Here is a 17049-nt window from a genome sequence, read left to right on the forward strand (position 1 = left end):
GCCCATCCCGCACAACAACAAAAAAGGGGATAACACCATGCGTATCGAAGTGCTTGTGGACGTGAAGACCACCCTGGGCGAAGGCCCGGTGTGGGACGTCGAACAACAACGGTTGTACTGGATCGACAGCGCCGACGGCCGGATCCTGCGCTGCACCGAGGATGGGCGCGAATTGCGCGCCTGGGATGTGGGCCAGAAAATCGGCTCTATGGCCCTGCGCCATAGCGGCGAGCAAGCCATCGTCGCCCTGCAAAACGGCGTGCACCTCCTGGACCTCAACAGCGGCGAACTGGCCCTGGTGATCGACCCGGAACCCGCACTACCCAACAACCGCCTCAACGACGGCAAGGTCGACCGCCAGGGGCGCTTTGTCTTCGGCTCCATGGACACCCTCGAAGACAGCGCCAGCGCCAAACTCTACCGCCTCGACGCGGACCTGAGCCTGCACACCCTGGACGAAGGCATCATCGTGTCCAACGGCCCGTGCTGGAGCCCGGCGGGCGATACGTTCTACTTTTGCGACACTTGGTCCGGCGAGATCTGGGCCTATGACTACGACCCTGCCAGCGGCGCGGTGAGCAATCGACGCACCTTCGCCAAGGTCGATACCAGCGGCGGTGGCGCTGCCGACGGCTGCACCGTGGATGCCGAAGGCTGCCTGTGGCAGGCGCTGGTCTACGCCGGAAAACTGGTGCGCTACACACCCGACGGCGAGGTCGACCGGATCATCCAGATGCCGGTGAAAAAGGTCACCAGCCTGACCTTTGGCGGGCCGAACCTGGACACCCTGTTTGTCACCTCCATGGCCAAGCCACCGTTGCCGCGTTTCCCGGCCGACGGTCAGCAGCGCGGGGCGCTTTTTGCGATCACCGGGCTGGGCGTGCAAGGAATAGCCGAGCGACGGTTCGCCAGCTAGCGCGTTTTTTTCAACAAGGCACTTTCCTTTCGCAACCTTGTGTCAGTGCGCGCCCTCGCGCGCCTGGAGAAACCCATGGCAACCTTGAAAAAAGCCTCGCTGCGCAGTATTCACCGGCACTCCTGGGTGTCGCTGCTGGTGTGCTGGATGATCTGGATCCTCAACGCCTACGACCGTGAGATCGTGCTGCGCCTGGGGCCGACCATCTCCAAGCATTTCGATTTGTCGGCCGACCAGTGGGGCACCATGGCCACGGTGATCATGCTGGCCCTGGCCCTGCTGGATATTCCCGGCTCGATGTGGAGTGACCGCTACGGCGGTGGCTGGAAACGTGCGCGGTTCCAGGTGCCGCTGGTGCTGGGCTACACGGCTATTTCGTTCCTCTCCGGGTTCAAGGCCCTGAGCGGCAACCTCGCGACCTTTATCGCGCTGCGGGTCGGCGTCAACCTCGGCGCAGGCTGGGGCGAGCCGGTGGGCGTGAGCAACACCGCCGAATGGTGGCCGGTGGAGCGTCGTGGTTTTGCCCTTGGCGCGCACCATACCGGTTACCCGATCGGCGCCATGCTCAGTGGCATCGTCGCCAGCTTTGTCATCAGCACCTTCGGTGAAGACAACTGGCGCTACGTGTTCTTCTTCGCGTTTGTGGTGGCGTTGCCGCTGATGATTTTCTGGGCGCGGTATTCCACCGCCGAACGCATCACCGCGCTGTACGTCGACATCGCCGCCAAGGGCATGACCCCGCCGGACAACGCACCGGCCAGCCAAGTGAAGGGCCACGCCTGGCGCACGTTTATCGCCACGTTGCGCAACCGCAATATCGCCCTGACGGCGGGTAATACGATGCTGACCCAAGTCGTGTACATGGGCGTCAACATCGTGCTGCCGGCCTACCTGTACAACATTGCCGGGCTGTCCCTGGCCGAGTCGGCGGGGATGAGCGTGGTGTTCACCTTGACCGGGATTCTCGGGCAACTGGTGTGGCCGTCGCTGTCGGACATCATTGGCCGGCGCGTCACCCTGATCATCTGCGGGGTGTGGATGGCGGCCAGTGTCGGTGCGTTCTACTTCGCCAATACCCTGACCCTGATCATCGTCGTGCAACTGCTGTTCGGCCTGGTGGCCAACGCAGTGTGGCCGATCTACTACGCGGTGGCCTGCGACTCGGCCGAGCCGTCGGCGACCTCCACCGCCAATGGCATCATCACCACCGCGATGTTTATCGGTGGCGGCCTGGCGCCGGTGCTGATGGGCAGCCTGATTGCCATGGGCGGCGGCTGGACCACCTTGCACGGCTACACGGTGTGCTTCTTCGTGATGGCCGGCTGTGCCCTGGGCGGGGCGCTGCTGCAACTGTTTTCCCATCGCCCGCCGGCGCTGGTTGCGCAACTCGAACCCTAGAACAACACCGATGCGTCCCCCAGCCGTTGCGCTGGCGGGACGCCAAGAGGAATTGCCCGATGAAGACTGCCAACACCGCCCGTGAACCACGGGAGTTGAACAAACTGATGTTCGTCAAGCTGATGCCCTTGCTGATCATCGCCTACGTGCTGAGCTTCCTGGACCGCACCAACATCGCCTTGGCCAAGCACCATCTTGACGTTGACCTGGGGATTTCAGCAGCGGCCTATGGCCTGGGCGCCGGGCTGTTTTTCCTGACCTATGCGCTGTCGGAAATCCCCAGCAACCTGATCATGCACAAGGTCGGCGCGCGGTTCTGGATAGCCCGGATCATGGTGACCTGGGGCCTGATTTCGGCGGCCATGGCGTTCGTCCAGGGTGAGACCTCGTTCTATATCCTGCGCCTGCTGCTGGGCATTGCCGAAGCCGGCCTGTTTCCCGGGGTGATGCTGTACCTCACCTACTGGTTCAACCGCGAGCAACGGGCGCGGGCCACCGGGTATTTCCTGCTCGGCGTGTGTTTTGCCAACATCATCGGTGGCCCGGTGGGCGCGGCGTTGATGCGCATGGACGGGCTGCTCGGCTGGCACGGCTGGCAGTGGATGTTCCTGCTCGAAGGGCTGCCGGCAGTCGCGTTTGCCTGGGTGGTGTGGTGCAAGTTGCCGGACCGTCCGAGCAAGGCGCCATGGCTCTCGGCCGCAGAGGCGCGCGGGATTGAACAGCGCATCGCGATGGAGACCGAAGAGGGCGCAGGCGAGGGCGGGCATTCCCTGAAGAACTGGCTGACACCGCAGATCCTGCTGGCGATCTTTGTGTATTTTTGCCATCAGATCACCATCTACACCGTGATCTTTTTCCTGCCGAGCATCATCAGCAAATACGGTGAATTGAGCACCATGAGCGTCGGCTTGCTGACCTCATTGCCGTGGATTGCCGCAGCGGCCGGCGCTGTGTTGCTGCCGCGCTTTGCGACCACGCCCACCCGTGCCCGGCGGCTGTTGATTACCGGTTTGCTGACCATGGCGTTGGGGCTGGGGATTGCCTCGGTGTCGGGGCCGGTGTTCAGCCTGCTGGGCTTTTGTGTGTCGGCGGTGATGTTCTTTGTGGTGCAGTCGATCATCTTTCTCTACCCGGCCTCGCGCCTCAAGGGCGTGGCGCTGGCGGGCGGGCTGGGCTTCGTCAATGCCTGCGGATTGCTCGGCGGGTTTGTCGGGCCGTCGGTGATGGGCGCGATCGAGATGAGCACCGGCAATGCCACGAATGGCTTGAAAGTGATTGCCGTGGTGCTGGTGGTGGCCGCGTTGGCCGCCTTGCGTTTGCGTCAGGGGCAGGAGCAGGAGCCCGGTCACACCAGCAACGAGGTAGGGAACCCCGAAGCCAGCACCAGGTAAGCCACGACTGCCGCCAGGCACAAACCGACAAATACCCGTAACAGTGTCCTGGCGGTGGGATGAGCGATGAATTTGATGGCCCAGAGCAAAATCCCGGCAACCAGGACGCTCAAGGCAGAAATGACCAGCACGATGGTGTTCTCGCAAGCCTTGGAAGCTGCTTTATAGTCCCAAAGGCCCGTGTTGAACAGTGTGCGCATAGACGCAGGGCCCCGGGTGTTTCTAAACTGCGACTTATCCAGGGCAGTGGGGCGGTCGCCGATGAATCGCAATGAATTACGCAAGGCCGACATCAATTTGATGGTGGTCTTTGAAACCTTGATGCTCGAACGCAACGTGACCCGGGTGGCGGAGAAGCTGTTTCTCGGGCAACCCACCATCAGTTCGGCCCTCAACCGCCTGCGTACGTTGTTCAATGACCCGCTGTTCATTCGTGTCGGCCATCGGATGGAACCTACCGCGCGGGCCGAGGAAATCATCAAGCACCTGTCGCCGGCCCTCGACTCCTTGTCGTCGGCCCTGAGCCTGACCCACGATTTCGACCCGTCCATCAGCACCATGACCTTTCGCATCGGCCTGTCCGATGACGTCGAGTTCGGCCTGCTGCCGCCGCTGCTGCGCGCCTTGCGCCAGGAAGCGCCGCAGGTGGTGTTCGTGGTGCAGCATGTGGATTACTGGCGCATCCCGGACCTGCTGGGTTCCGGGGATATCACCGTCGGCATCACCCAGACCCGCGGCCTGCCGGCCAATGCCAAGCGCAAATTATTGCGGCATATCCGCCCGTGCCTGCTGCGGGCGGACGCCTCGGACAAACCCCTGACCCTCGACGAATATTGCGCACGGCCCCATGTGCTGGTGTCCCACACCGCCAACGTGTCCGGGTTTGCCGATGAGTGGCTGGCGGAAATCGGTCGCAAGCGCCACGTGGTGCTCTCGGTGCCGCAATACAGCGCATTGCCGGCGCTGCTCGCCGGCACCGACATGATCGCCAGCCTGCCGGACTACACCGCCCAGGCCATGGCCGCCGGAGGCAATCTGTTCTGTGAACCGTTCCCGTTCGAAACCCCGACCCTGGACTTGTCGATGGTCTGGCTCAGCCACGTTGACACCGATCCGGCGGAGCGCTGGATGCGTTCGCGGCTGGAGGCGTTCATGAGCGAGCGGGACATGCTGCCGGTGGTCGCACCCAAATCTTGAGATAAAACCTTCAGGGAGATCCAGGCATGGCCCCATCCCGTTCCTTGCTGCGTGGGCGCGGCAGTCATGACAGCGGCAAGGTTGGCATGGTCGAGCTGTTTTTCGACCTGGTGTTCGTGTTTGCCGTGACCCAGTTGTCCCATTCGCTGCTCGCCCACTTGTCCATCGGCGGTGCCGTGCAGGTGGCGTTGATGATGGTCGCGGTGTGGTGGGTGTGGATCTTCACTTCGTGGGTCACCAACTGGCTGGACCCGGAAAAAATCCCGATCCGCATCGGCCTGTTCGGTTTGATGGTGGCGGGCCTGTTGCTGTCCTCGTCGATCCCCAAGGCGTTTACCGATCGCGGGCTGTTGTTCGCCGGCGCCTATGTGTTCATGCAGGTAGGACGCACGCTGTTTGCGTTGTGGGCGGTGCGCGGCGAGTCGCTGAACATGACCCGCAATTTTCAGCGGATCCTGGCGTGGATGCTGTTTTCCGGGGTGTTCTGGATCACCGGTGCGCTGCTCGAAGGCGAGCAGCGCCTGGCCTTCTGGGCCCTGGCGCTGTTGATCGAGTTGATTTCCCCGTCGGTGTATTTCTGGGTGCCCGGGCTTGGGCCCTCGACGCTTGCGGACTGGAATGTGGAAGGCAACCACATGGCCGAACGCTGCGGCCTGTTTGTGATCATCGCCTTGGGTGAGTCGTTGCTGGTGACCGGCGCGACCTTCGCCGAGCTGCCCTGGAGCGTGGACGGGCTGGCGGCATTCCTGGCGGCAGTGGTGGGCAGCATCGCCCTGTGGTGGATCTATTTCGACAGCGGCGCCGAGCGCGCCCACCATCGCATTGCCAGCTCTGCCGACCCGGGCCGTCAGGCGCGGATCGCCTACACCTACCTGCATGTATTGATCGTCGCCGGGATTATCGTCAGCGCCGTGGCCGACGAACTGGTGCTGGTGCATCCGGGGCATGCCAGCCAGGCAGGCGTGGTGGCGATCATCGCCGGCCCGTGGTTGTTCCTGCTGGGCAGTGCGCTGTTCAAGTGGGTGATGAGCGACCGGCCGTTGCCACCGTTTTCGCACCTGGGCGGCTTGCTGATGCTGCTGGTGTTGCTGCCGCTGGGATTGCAGCAGGTGTTTTCGGCGTTGGTACTGGGGGCGTTGACGTCGGCGGTGTTGGTGATCGTGGCGATCTGGGAAAATCGCTCGCTGCACAGCCTGACCGAAGTTTCACACTGAAAGCGGTCTGATTCCGCCCGGCCCCGTGCTATATGTATGACTCTTTTCCTACAACAAGCTCGGAGCCTTCATGCCGCATCTGCATCTGGAATACACCGCCAACCTCACAGGGCTGGCCGTTGAGAAAACCTTGTTGCGGCTCAACAACGTGCTGATGGCGTCCGGGCAGTTCGGTTCCGAGTTCGACATCAAAAGCCGCGCGCTGAAGGTGGAGACATTCCAGGTTGGGACGTCCATCAGCCCGCGCGCTTTTATCGCGGTCAAGCTGTCGCTGCTCAGCGGGCGTTCACCGCAGGTCAAGAAGCAATTGTCGGAAAGCCTGTTGGCGGCGCTGCAGGACCTGGGCGATTGGCCTGCAGACCTGCAGGTGCAGCTCAGTGTCTTGCTGGTCGATATGGATCGCGAGTCCTACAGCAAAGTCACCATCGGCTGACGGGCAATACTCTGAGGCGAGGGAGCTTGCTCCCGCTGGACCGGGCTGGCGCTCCAGTGCGAAGCGCTCCCAAAATTCTTGGGGCCGCTACGCAGCCCAGCGGGAGCAAGCTCCCTCGCCACAGGGGGTCATAATAACCCCTGATCCGCACACACCTTCACCACCTGCTCCCTGAACCACGTGTTGGCGCTGTCCTGCGCGCTGTGTTCATTCCACTGCATATCCAGGGTAAACCCCGGCAAACCGTTCGGCGCTTCGCAATGGCCGAACACGGTCGTGTCTGCCAGCAGCTTCAGCACTCGACGGGGCAAGGTGACGATAAAGTCAGTGCCGGTGATCATCTTCAGCGCCGCGCTGTAGCTGTTGGCGCGGGCGATCACCTGGCGTTTGTGGGACTGGCGCGCCAGCCAGCCGTCGATCATGTTGGTGTCGGAACTCCAGGGCGTCGGAAACACATGGCGCCGGGCGACGAAGGATTGCAGGCTGAACGCCGGTTCCCGGGGCGCCGAGTGTTTGTCGAACACGCACACCAGGTCGTCCTCCAGCAGCATCTGGGTCTTGATGTCCTTGTGCTCGCGATGAAAGTGCGGCCCGAAGCAAATCACCAGGTCCAGACGCCCGTCGCGCAAGGCGTCGGCCGGGACCTCGGTTTCGAGCTTCTGCACGTTGACGATCACCGGCAGGTCGGCGCGGTCGAAGTTTTTCAGCAGGCGCGGCAGGATCAACTGTTCGAAGTATTCGGGGGCGCAGACGTTGAAGGTCACAGCCTTCTGGGTGGGGTCGAACGTTTGGCTGCCGGCATGGCACAGGTTGATGCTTTCGAGGATTTTCTGCACATGCCCGTACATGGTGGCGGCTTTGTACGTAGGACGCATGCCCGCCCGGGTGTTGATAAACAACTCGTCTTCGAAGCTGGTGCGCAGCTTCTTCAGGCTGTAGCTCACGGTGGACTGGCTGACGAACAGGGTTTCGGAAACCTCGGTGACGCTGCTTTGGTCGTAAACAGCGACAAACACCATCAGGTCCTGCATATCGAGCTTTCTAAGCAAGTTGCTGTTTAGCATCCGTTCCGTCCGCAAGCGCTTTGTACCGAACTCGGTACAAGACAATACAAAATGTTAACGGAACGCTCGTACCAATAGAAAGCTCTGTCGGACCTTTCTCTGTTTGAGGTGGGACAAATAATGTTTACAACACGACCTCAGCGAATATGCCGCGCGTAATGCCGGGGATCGAAGCGCAGTACGATCAGCAGCATCACCACCACCACGGCCGTCAGTGACCACCAGGCCCACTCGAAGCTGCCCAGCTGGTCGCGGATCATCCCGGCAATCAACGGCGACAACCCGGCGATCAGGTAGCCGATGCCCTGCACAAAGGCCGTCAGGCCACCGGCGCGGCGCGGGTTGTCGAGGTGGTCGAGGGACAGGATCAGGCTCATCGGAAACAAGCCGCCAATCCCCAGGCCGAGCAAACACGGCCACAGCAGGCTCAGGTATTGCGGGCTCAGGATCAGCCCGCAGAAGCCGGCGATGATCAGCACCAGCAGCACCGCGACCACACCCCGCTTGTCCCTCCGGCGGTTGGCGATGGCCGGGGTAATCAGGCCGGAGACCACTTCCATGGCCGTCAAAAAGCCCAGCAACAGGCCGGCGTTCTGTTCACTCCAGCCTTGTTCCACGTAGTACGGCGCCAGCCAGGCCAGCACGCAGGTGTAGGACGCGGTACCGAGGCCGAAGAAAATCGCCAGCAACCAGGCCCGGCGATTGCCGAAGAATGACGCCTGCGGGCCTGCGCCGGCTTGCGGCAGCGGCGGCAGCACCGAGCGTTGGGCGTACCAGAACACCAGCGCCAATACCGCGAGAACCGCCCAGATGGCCAGGCCGATGCGCCAGCTGCCGGTTTGCACCTGGATAAACGGCGAGAACGAAGCGGCGAGGGCCGCGCCGCCCATGATCGCGGTGACGTACAGGCCCATGAACAGGGAAACGTTGTCGCTGAAGCGCGACTTGATCAAGGCGGGCATCAACGCCTGGATCATCGCGATGCCTACGCCGGCGGCAATGGCGCTGAGGATCAGCTCAACCGCCGAATCCAGGAACAACCGGGAGACGGTGGCCAGGCCGATCACCACCAGCGACAGCACAATGCTGCGATGCTCGCCGAAGCGTTTGGCCACGGCCATGCCAAAAAACATCGCCAGGCCCATGGCCATGACCGGCAGCATGGTCAGCAGGGAGGCCGTGCTGAAACTCAGGGCCACATCGGCGCGAATCGACGACAACAACGGGCCGACGGCGGCCATCGACGGGCGCAGGTTGAGGGCGACCAGCACAACGCTGATCATCAGCCAAACGGCGGTGGCGGGTTTTGCGCGGACGTTTTCCATGGGCAGGCCTTGAACTGACAAGGGCAGTATTAGGCCGGGCGTGGGGGAGGGCGGCAAATGAGAAAGTCGTTGGCGCTATTGAAAAAATGCATCTGCTGACACGGCACAAATCAACAGGTAGGAGCTGGCTTGCCTGCGATAGCGGTGGGTCAGGCAACACATCTGTGTCTGATAGACCGCAATCGCAGGCAAGCCAGCTCCCACAGGGAACAGTGGTGCTCTTGAGTGTTTCTACACCGCCCGGATCACATGCTTGATCTCCTGAAACGCCTGCAACCCCCAAGGCCCCAGTTCGCGGCCAATACTGCTCTGCTTGTAACCACCCCACGCCGTTTGCGGGAAGATCACCTGCGGCGCGTTGATCCACACCAAACCCACCTGCAAAGCATTGGCCACTCGCTCAGCCGCTTCCACGTTGCTGCTCAGCACGCTCGCGACCAGGCCAAACTCACTGTCATTGGCCAGCGCCACCGCCTCGGCCTCATTGGCAAAACTGCGCACGCACAGCACCGGGCCGAAGATCTCCTCGTTCCACAACGCGCTGTCCAACGGCACTTCAGTGAAGACCGTCGGGCGAATGAAATACCCATGAGGCAAATCCGCCGGGCGCCCGCCGCCACACAGCAGCTTCGCGCCGGCTTGCACGCCACGTTCGATATGCCCCAGCACCCGCTGGTACTGCGCACGGTTGACCAATGCGCCCATTTCCACGTCTTCGGCAAACGGGTCCGCCACGCGAATGCTCTCGGCCCTGGCCTGCAAGCGGGTGAGAAACTCGTCCGCCAGTTCGTCGGCCACCAACACCCGGCTGGTGGCGGAACACATCTGCCCGGCGTTGAAGAAACCACCGCCGCAGGCCAGTTCCACGGCCAGGTCGAGGTCGGCGTCCGCCAGCACCAGCAACGCGGATTTGCCGCCCAGTTCCAGGCTCACACCCTTGACCGTTTCGGCGGCGCGCTGCATCACCTGCACGCCCACGGCATTGCTGCCGGTGAAGGAGATTTTCGCGATCCGTGGGTCAGCCGCCATCGGCGCGCCCACCGCCAGGCCAGTGCCGCAGACCAGGTTGAACACACCGGCAGGCAAGCCCACCGAGGCGATGATCCGGGCCAGTTCCAGCTCTGCCAGCGGCGTCACTTCCGAAGGCTTGAGCACCACGCAGCAACCGGCCGCCAGCGCGGGGGCGAGTTTCCAGGCGGTGGTCACCATCGGGAAATTCCACGGCACGATCAGGCCCACCACGCCGCAGGCTTCACGGCGTACACGGGCGCTGAAATCCTCAGTGGGCAGTACCACCGGACGGTCCTGGGTGGCGTCCATTTCGTCGGCCAGGTTCGCGTAATAGGCAAAGGTGGCGATCACGTCATCCACATCGATGCCGGCTTCAAACAGCGGCTTGCCGTTGTTGCTCGATTGCAGTTGCATCAGGTGTTCACGCTCTGCGCTCACACCCTCGGCGATCTTGCGCAACAGCGCGGCGCGGTCGCGGCCGGTGCTTTTTGACCAGCCCGGGAAGGCCGCGCTGGCGGCGCCGATGGCCTCAGTCACCGCGCCTGCATCACCCACGCTCACTTGGGCCAGGGTGGCCTCGGTGGCCGGGTTGATCACGTCCAGCACGTCATGGCCGGCACGCCACGCGCCATTGATAAACAGCCCATTCAATACCGCGCTCATACCGCCACCTCCTTCATCCAAAGCCCCTGGTCGATTTCAATCAGCGTCGGGCCCTGGCGATCAGTCGCGGCACGCAAGGCGCTGCGTAATTCCTCAACACCCTGGATGCGCTGGGCAGCAGCGCCGAGGGCCTTGGCCACGCCGATAAAGTCCGGGGTGTAGATGTCCACGCCCACCGGTTCGATGGCGCGGTTGACCATGTATTTCTTGATCTCCTCATAGCCCTGGTTATTCCACAGCAGCACGATCACCGGCGTGCGCGCTTCCACGGCGCTGGCCAGTTCCGGCAGGGTGAATTGCAGGCCGCCGTCGCCGATCAGGCACACCACCGGCGCGCCGTTGCCGCGCCCCAGCCACGCACCGATGGCCGCCGGCAAGGCGTAGCCGAGGGTGCCGTAGCCGGTGGAGGAGTTGAACCAGCGGCGCGGCTGGTCGAGGTTCAGGGTCAGGTTGCCGGTGTACACCGGTTGGGTGGAGTCGCCCACCAGTACGGCGTCGGGCAGTTCGTCCAGGACGGTGTTGAGGAACAGGGTTTGCGCGCGGGTGGCGGCGTCCCAGGTGGGTTCCAGTTCGCTCCACAGGCGGGCGACGCGGTGGGCGCCCCAGTTGCTGGCGCGGACGGCCAGGGGTTTGTTGCCCAGCTCGGCAAGCAGTGCCTGCGCAGCGATTTGCGCGTCGGCTACCAGCGCGACTTGCGGCGGGTAATTGCGCACGGTCTGGTCGGAATCGATGTCGATGCGCAGCAGGGCACCGGGAATGTCGAAGCCGCCGGCGAAAGTCACGTCGTAGTCGGTTTCGGCCAGCTCGGTGCCGATAGCCAGCACTACGTCTGCCTCGGCCACCAGCGCGCGGGTGGCGACCAGGGTTTGGGTCGAGCCGATCAGCAGCGGGTGGTTGGCGGCCAGCATGCCCTTGGCATTGATGGTCAGCGCCACCGGCGCGCCGAGGGCTTCGGCCAGTTGCGTCAACTCGGGTGCTGCGTCGATGGCGCCACCACCGGCGAGAATCAGCGGGCGTTTTGCCGCCGCCAGCAACTGGCTCATCTGCTTGACCGCCGACGGCGCAGCGCCAGCGCGGGAAACGCTGACCGGTTCACTGCCGAGCAACGCGTCGGCGTTTTCCACCAGCACGTCCAGCGGGATTTCGATGTGCACCGGGCGCGGTCGTCCGGCCTGGAACAGCGCAAATGCCCGGGCCAGTACACCGGGCAACTCGGCCGCCGACATCAAGGTATGGGAGAACGCCGCCACGCCCGCGATCATCGCGTTCTGGTTCGGCAGCTCGTGCAGCTTGCCGCGCCCGCCGCCCAGCTGGCTGCGGGACTGCACGCTGGAGATCACCAGCATCGGGATCGAGTCGGCGTAGGCCTGGCCCATGGCGGTGGTGATGTTGGTCATGCCGGGGCCGGTGATGATGAAGCACACGCCGGGCTTGCCGCTGGTGCGCGCATAGCCGTCGGCCATGAAGCCGGCGCCCTGTTCGTGGCGCGGGGTGACGTGGCGGATGCTCGAGCGCGCCAGGCCCCGGTAGAGTTCCACGGTGTGCACGCCGGGGATGCCAAACACCTGGTCCACGCCGTAGCCTTCCAGCAGGTTGACCAATACTTCGCCGCAGGTCGCCATTGTCGTCGCTCTTATTGTTGATAAAGGCCCGTATTGGAACGGCTGGCCCGTAGCGGCAACAATCGATAAAAAGTCATACTAGCCATGTCCTCACGTCATGGCTGCGCCCTTATGAAACGTCTTCCGCCGCTGCCGGCCCTGCACACCTTTTGGGTCACGGCCCAGTGCTGCAACTTCACCCGAGCCGCCGAGCAATTGCACATCACCCAGGGCGCGGTGAGTCGGCAGATCGCCGGGCTGGAAAGTCATCTGGGCTATGCGCTGTTCCAGCGCCAGGCTCGTGGCTTGAGCCTCACCGAAGAGGGCCGCGAATGGTCACTGCGGGCGCAGCAGGTGTTCGGCCTGATCGGCGAGGCGGTTGAGCAGATCGGCACCCGCCGCGAGACCTTGCAGCTCAAGGCCTCCACCTGCGTGATGCGCTGGCTGTTGCCGCGCCTGATGCAGTGGCAGCAGGAACGCCCGGATGTGCCGGTGGAGTTGACCACCACCGTGGCCTACACCGTCGACTTTCGCCGCGAGCAGTTCGATGCCGCGGTGATCTACGCGCCGATTGCCGAGCAGTCGGCCCAGGCCCGGCATCTGTTCGATGAGCGCCTGACACCGGTGTGCGCACCAGCCTTGCTCGGTGGCTTGCACACGCCCGCCGATTTGCAGCAACAGGTGTTGTTGCACCCTACGCGGGATGAGCGCGATTGGGCGTTGTGGTTGAAAGCGGCGAATACACGCTTGAGCAATCTGGCCCAGGGGCATCATTTTGAAACCCTGGACCTGGCGATGACGGTGGCGTCCCAAGGCTCGGGCGTGGCAATTGGTGACAGCGCGCTGATTGGCGAGGACCTGAAGGCGGGGCGGTTGGCCACGCCGTTTGAACTACGGGTGCCGACGGGGATGGGGTATTACCTGGTGTACCCGCCGGGCACTGAGCCCTCGGCGGGGTTGGAGCAGCTTATGGATTGGCTGGTGAGCCAGGCACAGTCGCCGTCACAATGAAGATCAAAATGTGGGAGCGGGCTTGCTCGCGAAGGCGCCGGGTCAGTCAATACATCTGTTGACTGACACACCGCATTCGCGAGCAAGCCCGCTCCCACATTTTTAGTGCGCGTCAGCCTTAGTAGCCGACGGTAAACCGCTGGCGTGAATGCTTCGGTGTTTCCACTTCATCAATCAGCGCAATCGCAAAGTCGGCAAAGCTGATCCAGCTGCGGCCTTCACTGCTCACCAGCAATTCATCCTGGCCCAGGCGGAATGTGCCGGTGCGTGCGGTCTCGACGAACTCCGCCGAAGGCGACAGGAAGGTCCAGTCCAGGTCTTTTTCCTGGCGCAGGGTATCGAGGAAAACACTGCCGGCGCTGGCTTCGGCTTTGTATTCCTCGGGGAAGCCCGGGCTGTCGATCACTCGGCTGCCGCCCGGCAACAACAGCGAACCGGCACCGCCGACCACCAGCAGGCGCTTCACGCCGGCTTTTTTCACCGGGTTGATCACCGCTTCCGGCGGCAGGGTGGCGAAGTGCGCCGCACTGATCACCACGTCGTTGCCGCGGATGGCCTGTTCCAGCGCCTGGGCATCCAGCGCATCGACTTGCTTGGCGGTGACGCCAGGGCGCGCGCCGATCTTGTCGGTATTACGTGCGATGGCCGTGACGGTGTGCCCGCGACGCAGCGCTTCTTCCAGCAGTTGGCTACCGGCACGACCGGTGGCACCAATGATTGCGATCTTGCTCATGACGTTCTCCAGTACGGTTAAGGGTTGAATCAACTCACCACTGCATTTCGCCCTTGGCGACTTTGGCGCCCAGTTCCAGGGTGCTCTCGTCACCCAGGTTCGGGTAACGCTTTTGCATCGCCGCAATCAGGGCGGCGGAGTCCTTGGCCTTGGCGGTTTCTTCGTCAAAGGCCTTGATGTAGTCGGCGGTGAACGCCACGGATTTGAGCGACGGCGTGCCCAGGTAGTGACCCGGAATCACCGTGCGCGGTTTCAAGTCCTGGATACGTTGCAGGGTGGCCAGCCAATCGGTGTGGGACTTCGCGGTCTGCGTATCGGCCATCCACACATGAATGTTTTCCGCGACGACTACACCACCGACCACCGCCTTGATCGACGGGATCCACACAAAGGTGCGGTCCGGTTGTGCGCCGTCGAGGCCGATCACCTCCAACTGCTTGCCTTCGAGGGTCAGGCTGTGGCCCTCAAGCACCTGGGGAATGACGGCTTTGCCAGGCTTGTCGGCGCCCAGTTTCGGGCCCCAGAACGCCAGTTTGTGTTCAACGGTGGCCTTGATATGGTCCACCACCGGCTGCGGTGCCAGGACTTTGGCCTGGGGGAAGGCGGCGGTCAGGGTATCGAGGCCGAAGTAGTAGTCCGGGTCGCCGTGGCTGATGTAGATGGTAGTCAGGCGCTTGCCGCTGGCGCGGATTTTTTGCACCAGTTGCTCGGCCTGGGTCTTGCCGAATTGGGCGTCCACCAGGATCGCATCTTTGTCGCCGCTGACCAGTACCGAGGTGACCGGCATCATCGCGGTTTCGCCCGGGTTGTAGGCGTCCAGGGTCAGGTCGGCCGCCATGGCGTGCGCGGCGAAGGCCAGGGAGGCGGCGGCCAGGGCCACGCGCTTGAGCGGGGAGAATCCAAACATGTGCAGCTCCAGTCATCGGTAAGGTGTGGACAGAGCTTAGTTGCACCAAACGCTACAAAAAATGCGATGCTTGGACATAGTTTGTTTCTAAAAGCGGGCAAATCATGGATCGTCTTCAAGCAATGCGGGTGTTTGTCGCGGTGGTGGACTTGGGCAGCCAGTCGGCGGCAGCCGACCATCTGGACCTGTCGCGCCCGGTGGTGTCGCGCTACCTGGCGGAGCTGGAAGACTGGGTCGGCGCGCGCCTGATGCACCGCACCACCCGCAAGCTCAGCCTGACCGCCGCCGGCAGCGAAACCCTGCCCCGTTGCCGACAGATGCTGGAGTTGTGCAGCGACATGCAGGCCGCCGTCAGCGAACCCGACGAAGCGCCTCGCGGCCTGCTGCGCCTGAGTGTCAGCACCTCGTTCGGCCAGGCACAGCTGGCCGATGCCATGGCCGAATACGTCAAGCGCTACCCGCTGGTCAACATCGATATGCAGATGCTTGATCGCACGGTGAACCTGGTGGATGAGCGCATCGACCTGGCGATCCGCACCAGCTTCGAACTGGACCCCAACCTGATCGCCCGCCGCCTCACGCTGTGCCGTTCGGTGATCTGCGCATCGCCCGCTTACCTGCTGGAGCATCCGCAACCGCGGCAGGTACAGGACCTGGCCCGGCACAATTGCCTGACCCACTCCTACTTCGGCAAAAGCCTGTGGCACTTCATGGAAAACGGCGAGCCGGTGTCGGTGCCGGTGCAGGGCAATATCAGCGCCAACGAGGCCAGTACCTTATTGCGGGTGACGCTGGCGGGGGCAGGGGTGTCGCGGCTGCCGAGTTATCAGGCGGGCGACTACATCCGCAGTGGCGAGTTGATCCGCTTGTTGCCCGAGGCCGAGCCGCAGCAGATGAACATCTACGCGGTGTACGCCTCGCGCAAGCATATGCCGGCGGCGCTGCGCAGCCTGCTGGATTTCCTGGTATTGAGGTTTCCGGAAGAGCCGGTGTGGGACGTCGGTCTCTAAGCCTGCATAAACAGGTTGAATGTCGCCCGATAATGGCGACTTGCCCCAGCTGACCTATGCTTATCAAAGCACCTTCTTGATCGGATCAGAGGTCAGCATCATGTCGATCAAAACAAGAAAGTACCTGATGATTTTCACCCTGTGCGCCGCCGCCACCGCGCTCTATGGCACTGCCGCCTACCGCGTCGAACAGACCCGCATGCAGCCGGGCTTCGCCTCCAGCTGCAATCACGGTCAATGCGTTGGCCACATGGCTGCCTTCAGTTCGCTTCGCTAGCGTCCTGGTCGGCTTTCAACTGCTCCCGAAACGCCTTCGGGGAGAACCCGACGCGTCGGCGAAACAGCCGTGAGAAGTTGGTCGGGTCGGAAAAGCCCAAAACCTCCGACATTTCATTGATGGTCATGCTGGTGTAGGTCAGCAGGCGCTTGGCTTCCAGCAACTGGCGGTCGTGCATGATCTGCAACGCGGGCTGCCCGCCCAACTCCCGACACGTCCCGTTCAGGTGTGAGACCGAGATCCCGAGCTTGTGGGCCAGGTCTTCGATTTTCGGGTGCTCGCGATAATGTTGCTCTACCAGCTGGGTGAACCGGCGGAAATATTCGCGGCCCCGCGGTGCCCGTGGATGGCGACGCTGGATGGCCTGGCGGCTGATCCACACCAGCAGCACGCTGACCAGGGCGTGCATCATCATGTCCCGCGCCGGTTGGTCGCTGGCGTATTCCTCCTGCAGGCGCGCAAACAGGCTGTTGAGGTAGTCACTGTCGTTACCGGCAGGGTAGCTGCCCAAGGCGTTCAGGCCATCCAGCGCGGCCCCCAGTTGCCCCTGCAGATGCGCCATCAGCGGCGCGGCCAGGGTCACCACAAAGCCTTCGACGTTTTCGGAAAACCGAAAACCATGCACGCACAACGGCGGCAGCACCTGCAGCGTCGCTTCGCTCAGGGTGCTGCGCTGGCCTTCGATCTCCAGTTGCGCCTGGCCCTTGTGCACGTAGAGCAATTGGCACAGGTCCGCATGCCGGTGGGGCTGGATTTCCCACTGGTACTCACGGCTGCGCCGGGAGATGGTTTCACAGTGCAACAAATCCGGGGTCGGCCATTGCTGGCTCTCACCGTAGAGTTTGAACACTGGAATCGCGGCACTGGCAGTTTTGGTCATGGCTTCATCCGATACTTC

General features: G+C 63.0%; 17 protein-coding genes. 9 read left to right on the forward strand and 8 right to left on the reverse strand.

All coding sequences use genetic code 11. From position 1 onward, the window contains the following. Nucleotides 1-37 precede the first annotated feature (37 nt). From HX817_RS12785 to HX817_RS12795, 3 genes are all read left to right on the forward strand, one after another. Entirely contained in the window at nucleotides 38-916 is an 879-nt protein-coding gene (locus HX817_RS12785) for an SMP-30/gluconolactonase/LRE family protein (RefSeq protein ID WP_134325896.1), read from the forward strand. Nucleotides 917-991: 75 nt separating this feature from the next. Beyond that, the gene (locus HX817_RS12790; RefSeq protein ID WP_003211904.1) at nucleotides 992-2314 is read left to right on the forward strand and encodes an MFS transporter; all 1323 of its coding nucleotides are present in this window, start codon (nucleotides 992-994) and stop codon (nucleotides 2312-2314) included. 59 nt (nucleotides 2315-2373) lie between these two features. Next, nucleotides 2374-3705 carry an MFS transporter gene (locus HX817_RS12795; protein WP_087692587.1) on the forward strand — a complete coding sequence of 444 codons (1332 nt, stop codon included), beginning with the start codon at nucleotides 2374-2376 and terminating at the stop codon, nucleotides 3703-3705. Here the strand turns inward: HX817_RS12795 and HX817_RS12800 are convergent. Further along, on the reverse strand, nucleotides 3660-3905 hold the full coding sequence (locus HX817_RS12800; RefSeq protein ID WP_023659101.1) for a hypothetical protein: 246 nt from the start codon (nucleotides 3903-3905) through the stop codon (nucleotides 3660-3662). The genes HX817_RS12795 and HX817_RS12800 overlap by 46 nt on opposite strands. A gap of 61 nt (nucleotides 3906-3966) precedes the next feature. On the opposite strand from HX817_RS12800, the gene HX817_RS12805 reads away from it, so the two are divergent. The 3 genes from HX817_RS12805 (at nucleotide 3967) to HX817_RS12815 (ending at nucleotide 6549) form a co-directional block, all read left to right on the forward strand. After that, entirely contained in the window at nucleotides 3967-4902 is a 936-nt protein-coding gene (locus HX817_RS12805; protein WP_003211897.1) for a LysR substrate-binding domain-containing protein, read from the forward strand. 26 nt (nucleotides 4903-4928) lie between these two features. Then, the gene (locus tag HX817_RS12810) at nucleotides 4929-6116 is read left to right on the forward strand and encodes a low temperature requirement protein A (protein ID WP_177040328.1); all 1188 of its coding nucleotides are present in this window, start codon (nucleotides 4929-4931) and stop codon (nucleotides 6114-6116) included. A gap of 70 nt (nucleotides 6117-6186) precedes the next feature. Then, the gene (locus HX817_RS12815) at nucleotides 6187-6549 is read left to right on the forward strand and encodes a 5-carboxymethyl-2-hydroxymuconate Delta-isomerase (RefSeq protein ID WP_003211892.1); all 363 of its coding nucleotides are present in this window, start codon (nucleotides 6187-6189) and stop codon (nucleotides 6547-6549) included. Between the two features lie 128 nt (nucleotides 6550-6677). Here the strand turns inward: HX817_RS12815 and HX817_RS12820 are convergent, their stop codons facing one another. From HX817_RS12820 to HX817_RS12835, 4 genes are all read right to left on the reverse strand, one after another. After that, nucleotides 6678-7613 (reverse strand): LysR family transcriptional regulator, encoded by a 936-nt coding sequence (locus HX817_RS12820; RefSeq protein ID WP_023659100.1) that lies wholly within the window; start codon nucleotides 7611-7613, stop codon nucleotides 6678-6680. A gap of 137 nt (nucleotides 7614-7750) precedes the next feature. After that, nucleotides 7751-8938 (reverse strand): cyanate transporter, encoded by a 1188-nt coding sequence (locus HX817_RS12825; protein ID WP_177008928.1) that lies wholly within the window; start codon nucleotides 8936-8938, stop codon nucleotides 7751-7753. A 231-nt stretch (nucleotides 8939-9169) separates the two neighbouring features. Then, nucleotides 9170-10612, reverse strand: coding sequence for an aldehyde dehydrogenase family protein (locus HX817_RS12830; protein ID WP_177040329.1), 1443 nt, complete (start codon nucleotides 10610-10612; stop codon nucleotides 9170-9172). Next, the gene (locus HX817_RS12835) at nucleotides 10609-12234 is read right to left on the reverse strand and encodes a 5-guanidino-2-oxopentanoate decarboxylase (RefSeq protein WP_177040330.1); all 1626 of its coding nucleotides are present in this window, start codon (nucleotides 12232-12234) and stop codon (nucleotides 10609-10611) included. Before HX817_RS12835 ends, HX817_RS12830 begins: the two co-directional genes overlap by 4 nt. Before the next feature lie 111 nt (nucleotides 12235-12345). On the opposite strand from HX817_RS12835, the gene HX817_RS12840 reads away from it, so the two are divergent. Further along, nucleotides 12346-13224: a LysR substrate-binding domain-containing protein gene (locus tag HX817_RS12840; RefSeq protein WP_008437911.1), complete on the forward strand. Its 879-nt coding sequence runs from the start codon at nucleotides 12346-12348 to the stop codon at nucleotides 13222-13224. Between the two features lie 118 nt (nucleotides 13225-13342). Here HX817_RS12840 and HX817_RS12845 read toward each other — a convergent pair whose 3' ends face one another. After that, nucleotides 13343-13957, reverse strand: a complete 615-nt coding sequence (locus HX817_RS12845) for an NAD(P)-dependent oxidoreductase (protein ID WP_102368311.1) — start codon at nucleotides 13955-13957, stop codon at nucleotides 13343-13345. Between the two features lie 34 nt (nucleotides 13958-13991). After that, nucleotides 13992-14864, reverse strand: coding sequence for an MBL fold metallo-hydrolase (locus HX817_RS12850; protein ID WP_102368312.1), 873 nt, complete (start codon nucleotides 14862-14864; stop codon nucleotides 13992-13994). Between the two features lie 104 nt (nucleotides 14865-14968). Between HX817_RS12850 and HX817_RS12855 the strand changes: the two genes are divergently transcribed. Together HX817_RS12855 and HX817_RS12860 are read left to right on the forward strand one after the other, a co-directional pair. Further along, on the forward strand, nucleotides 14969-15874 hold the full coding sequence (locus tag HX817_RS12855) for a LysR family transcriptional regulator (RefSeq protein WP_003210653.1): 906 nt from the start codon (nucleotides 14969-14971) through the stop codon (nucleotides 15872-15874). Nucleotides 15875-15974: 100 nt separating this feature from the next. Then, a complete protein-coding gene (locus HX817_RS12860) occupies nucleotides 15975-16151 on the forward strand; it encodes a hypothetical protein (protein WP_162835184.1) in 177 nt (58 codons plus the stop codon). Here the strand turns inward: HX817_RS12860 and HX817_RS12865 are convergent. Then, nucleotides 16135-17031: a helix-turn-helix domain-containing protein gene (locus HX817_RS12865; protein WP_177040331.1), complete on the reverse strand. Its 897-nt coding sequence runs from the start codon at nucleotides 17029-17031 to the stop codon at nucleotides 16135-16137. The two genes, HX817_RS12860 and HX817_RS12865, sit on opposite strands and share 17 nt — an antisense overlap. Between the last annotated feature and the right edge of the window lie 18 nt (nucleotides 17032-17049).

Origin of the sequence: Pseudomonas sp. C6002 (assembly GCF_013385805.1) — a bacterium.
Lineage (GTDB): Bacteria > Pseudomonadota > Gammaproteobacteria > Pseudomonadales > Pseudomonadaceae > Aquipseudomonas.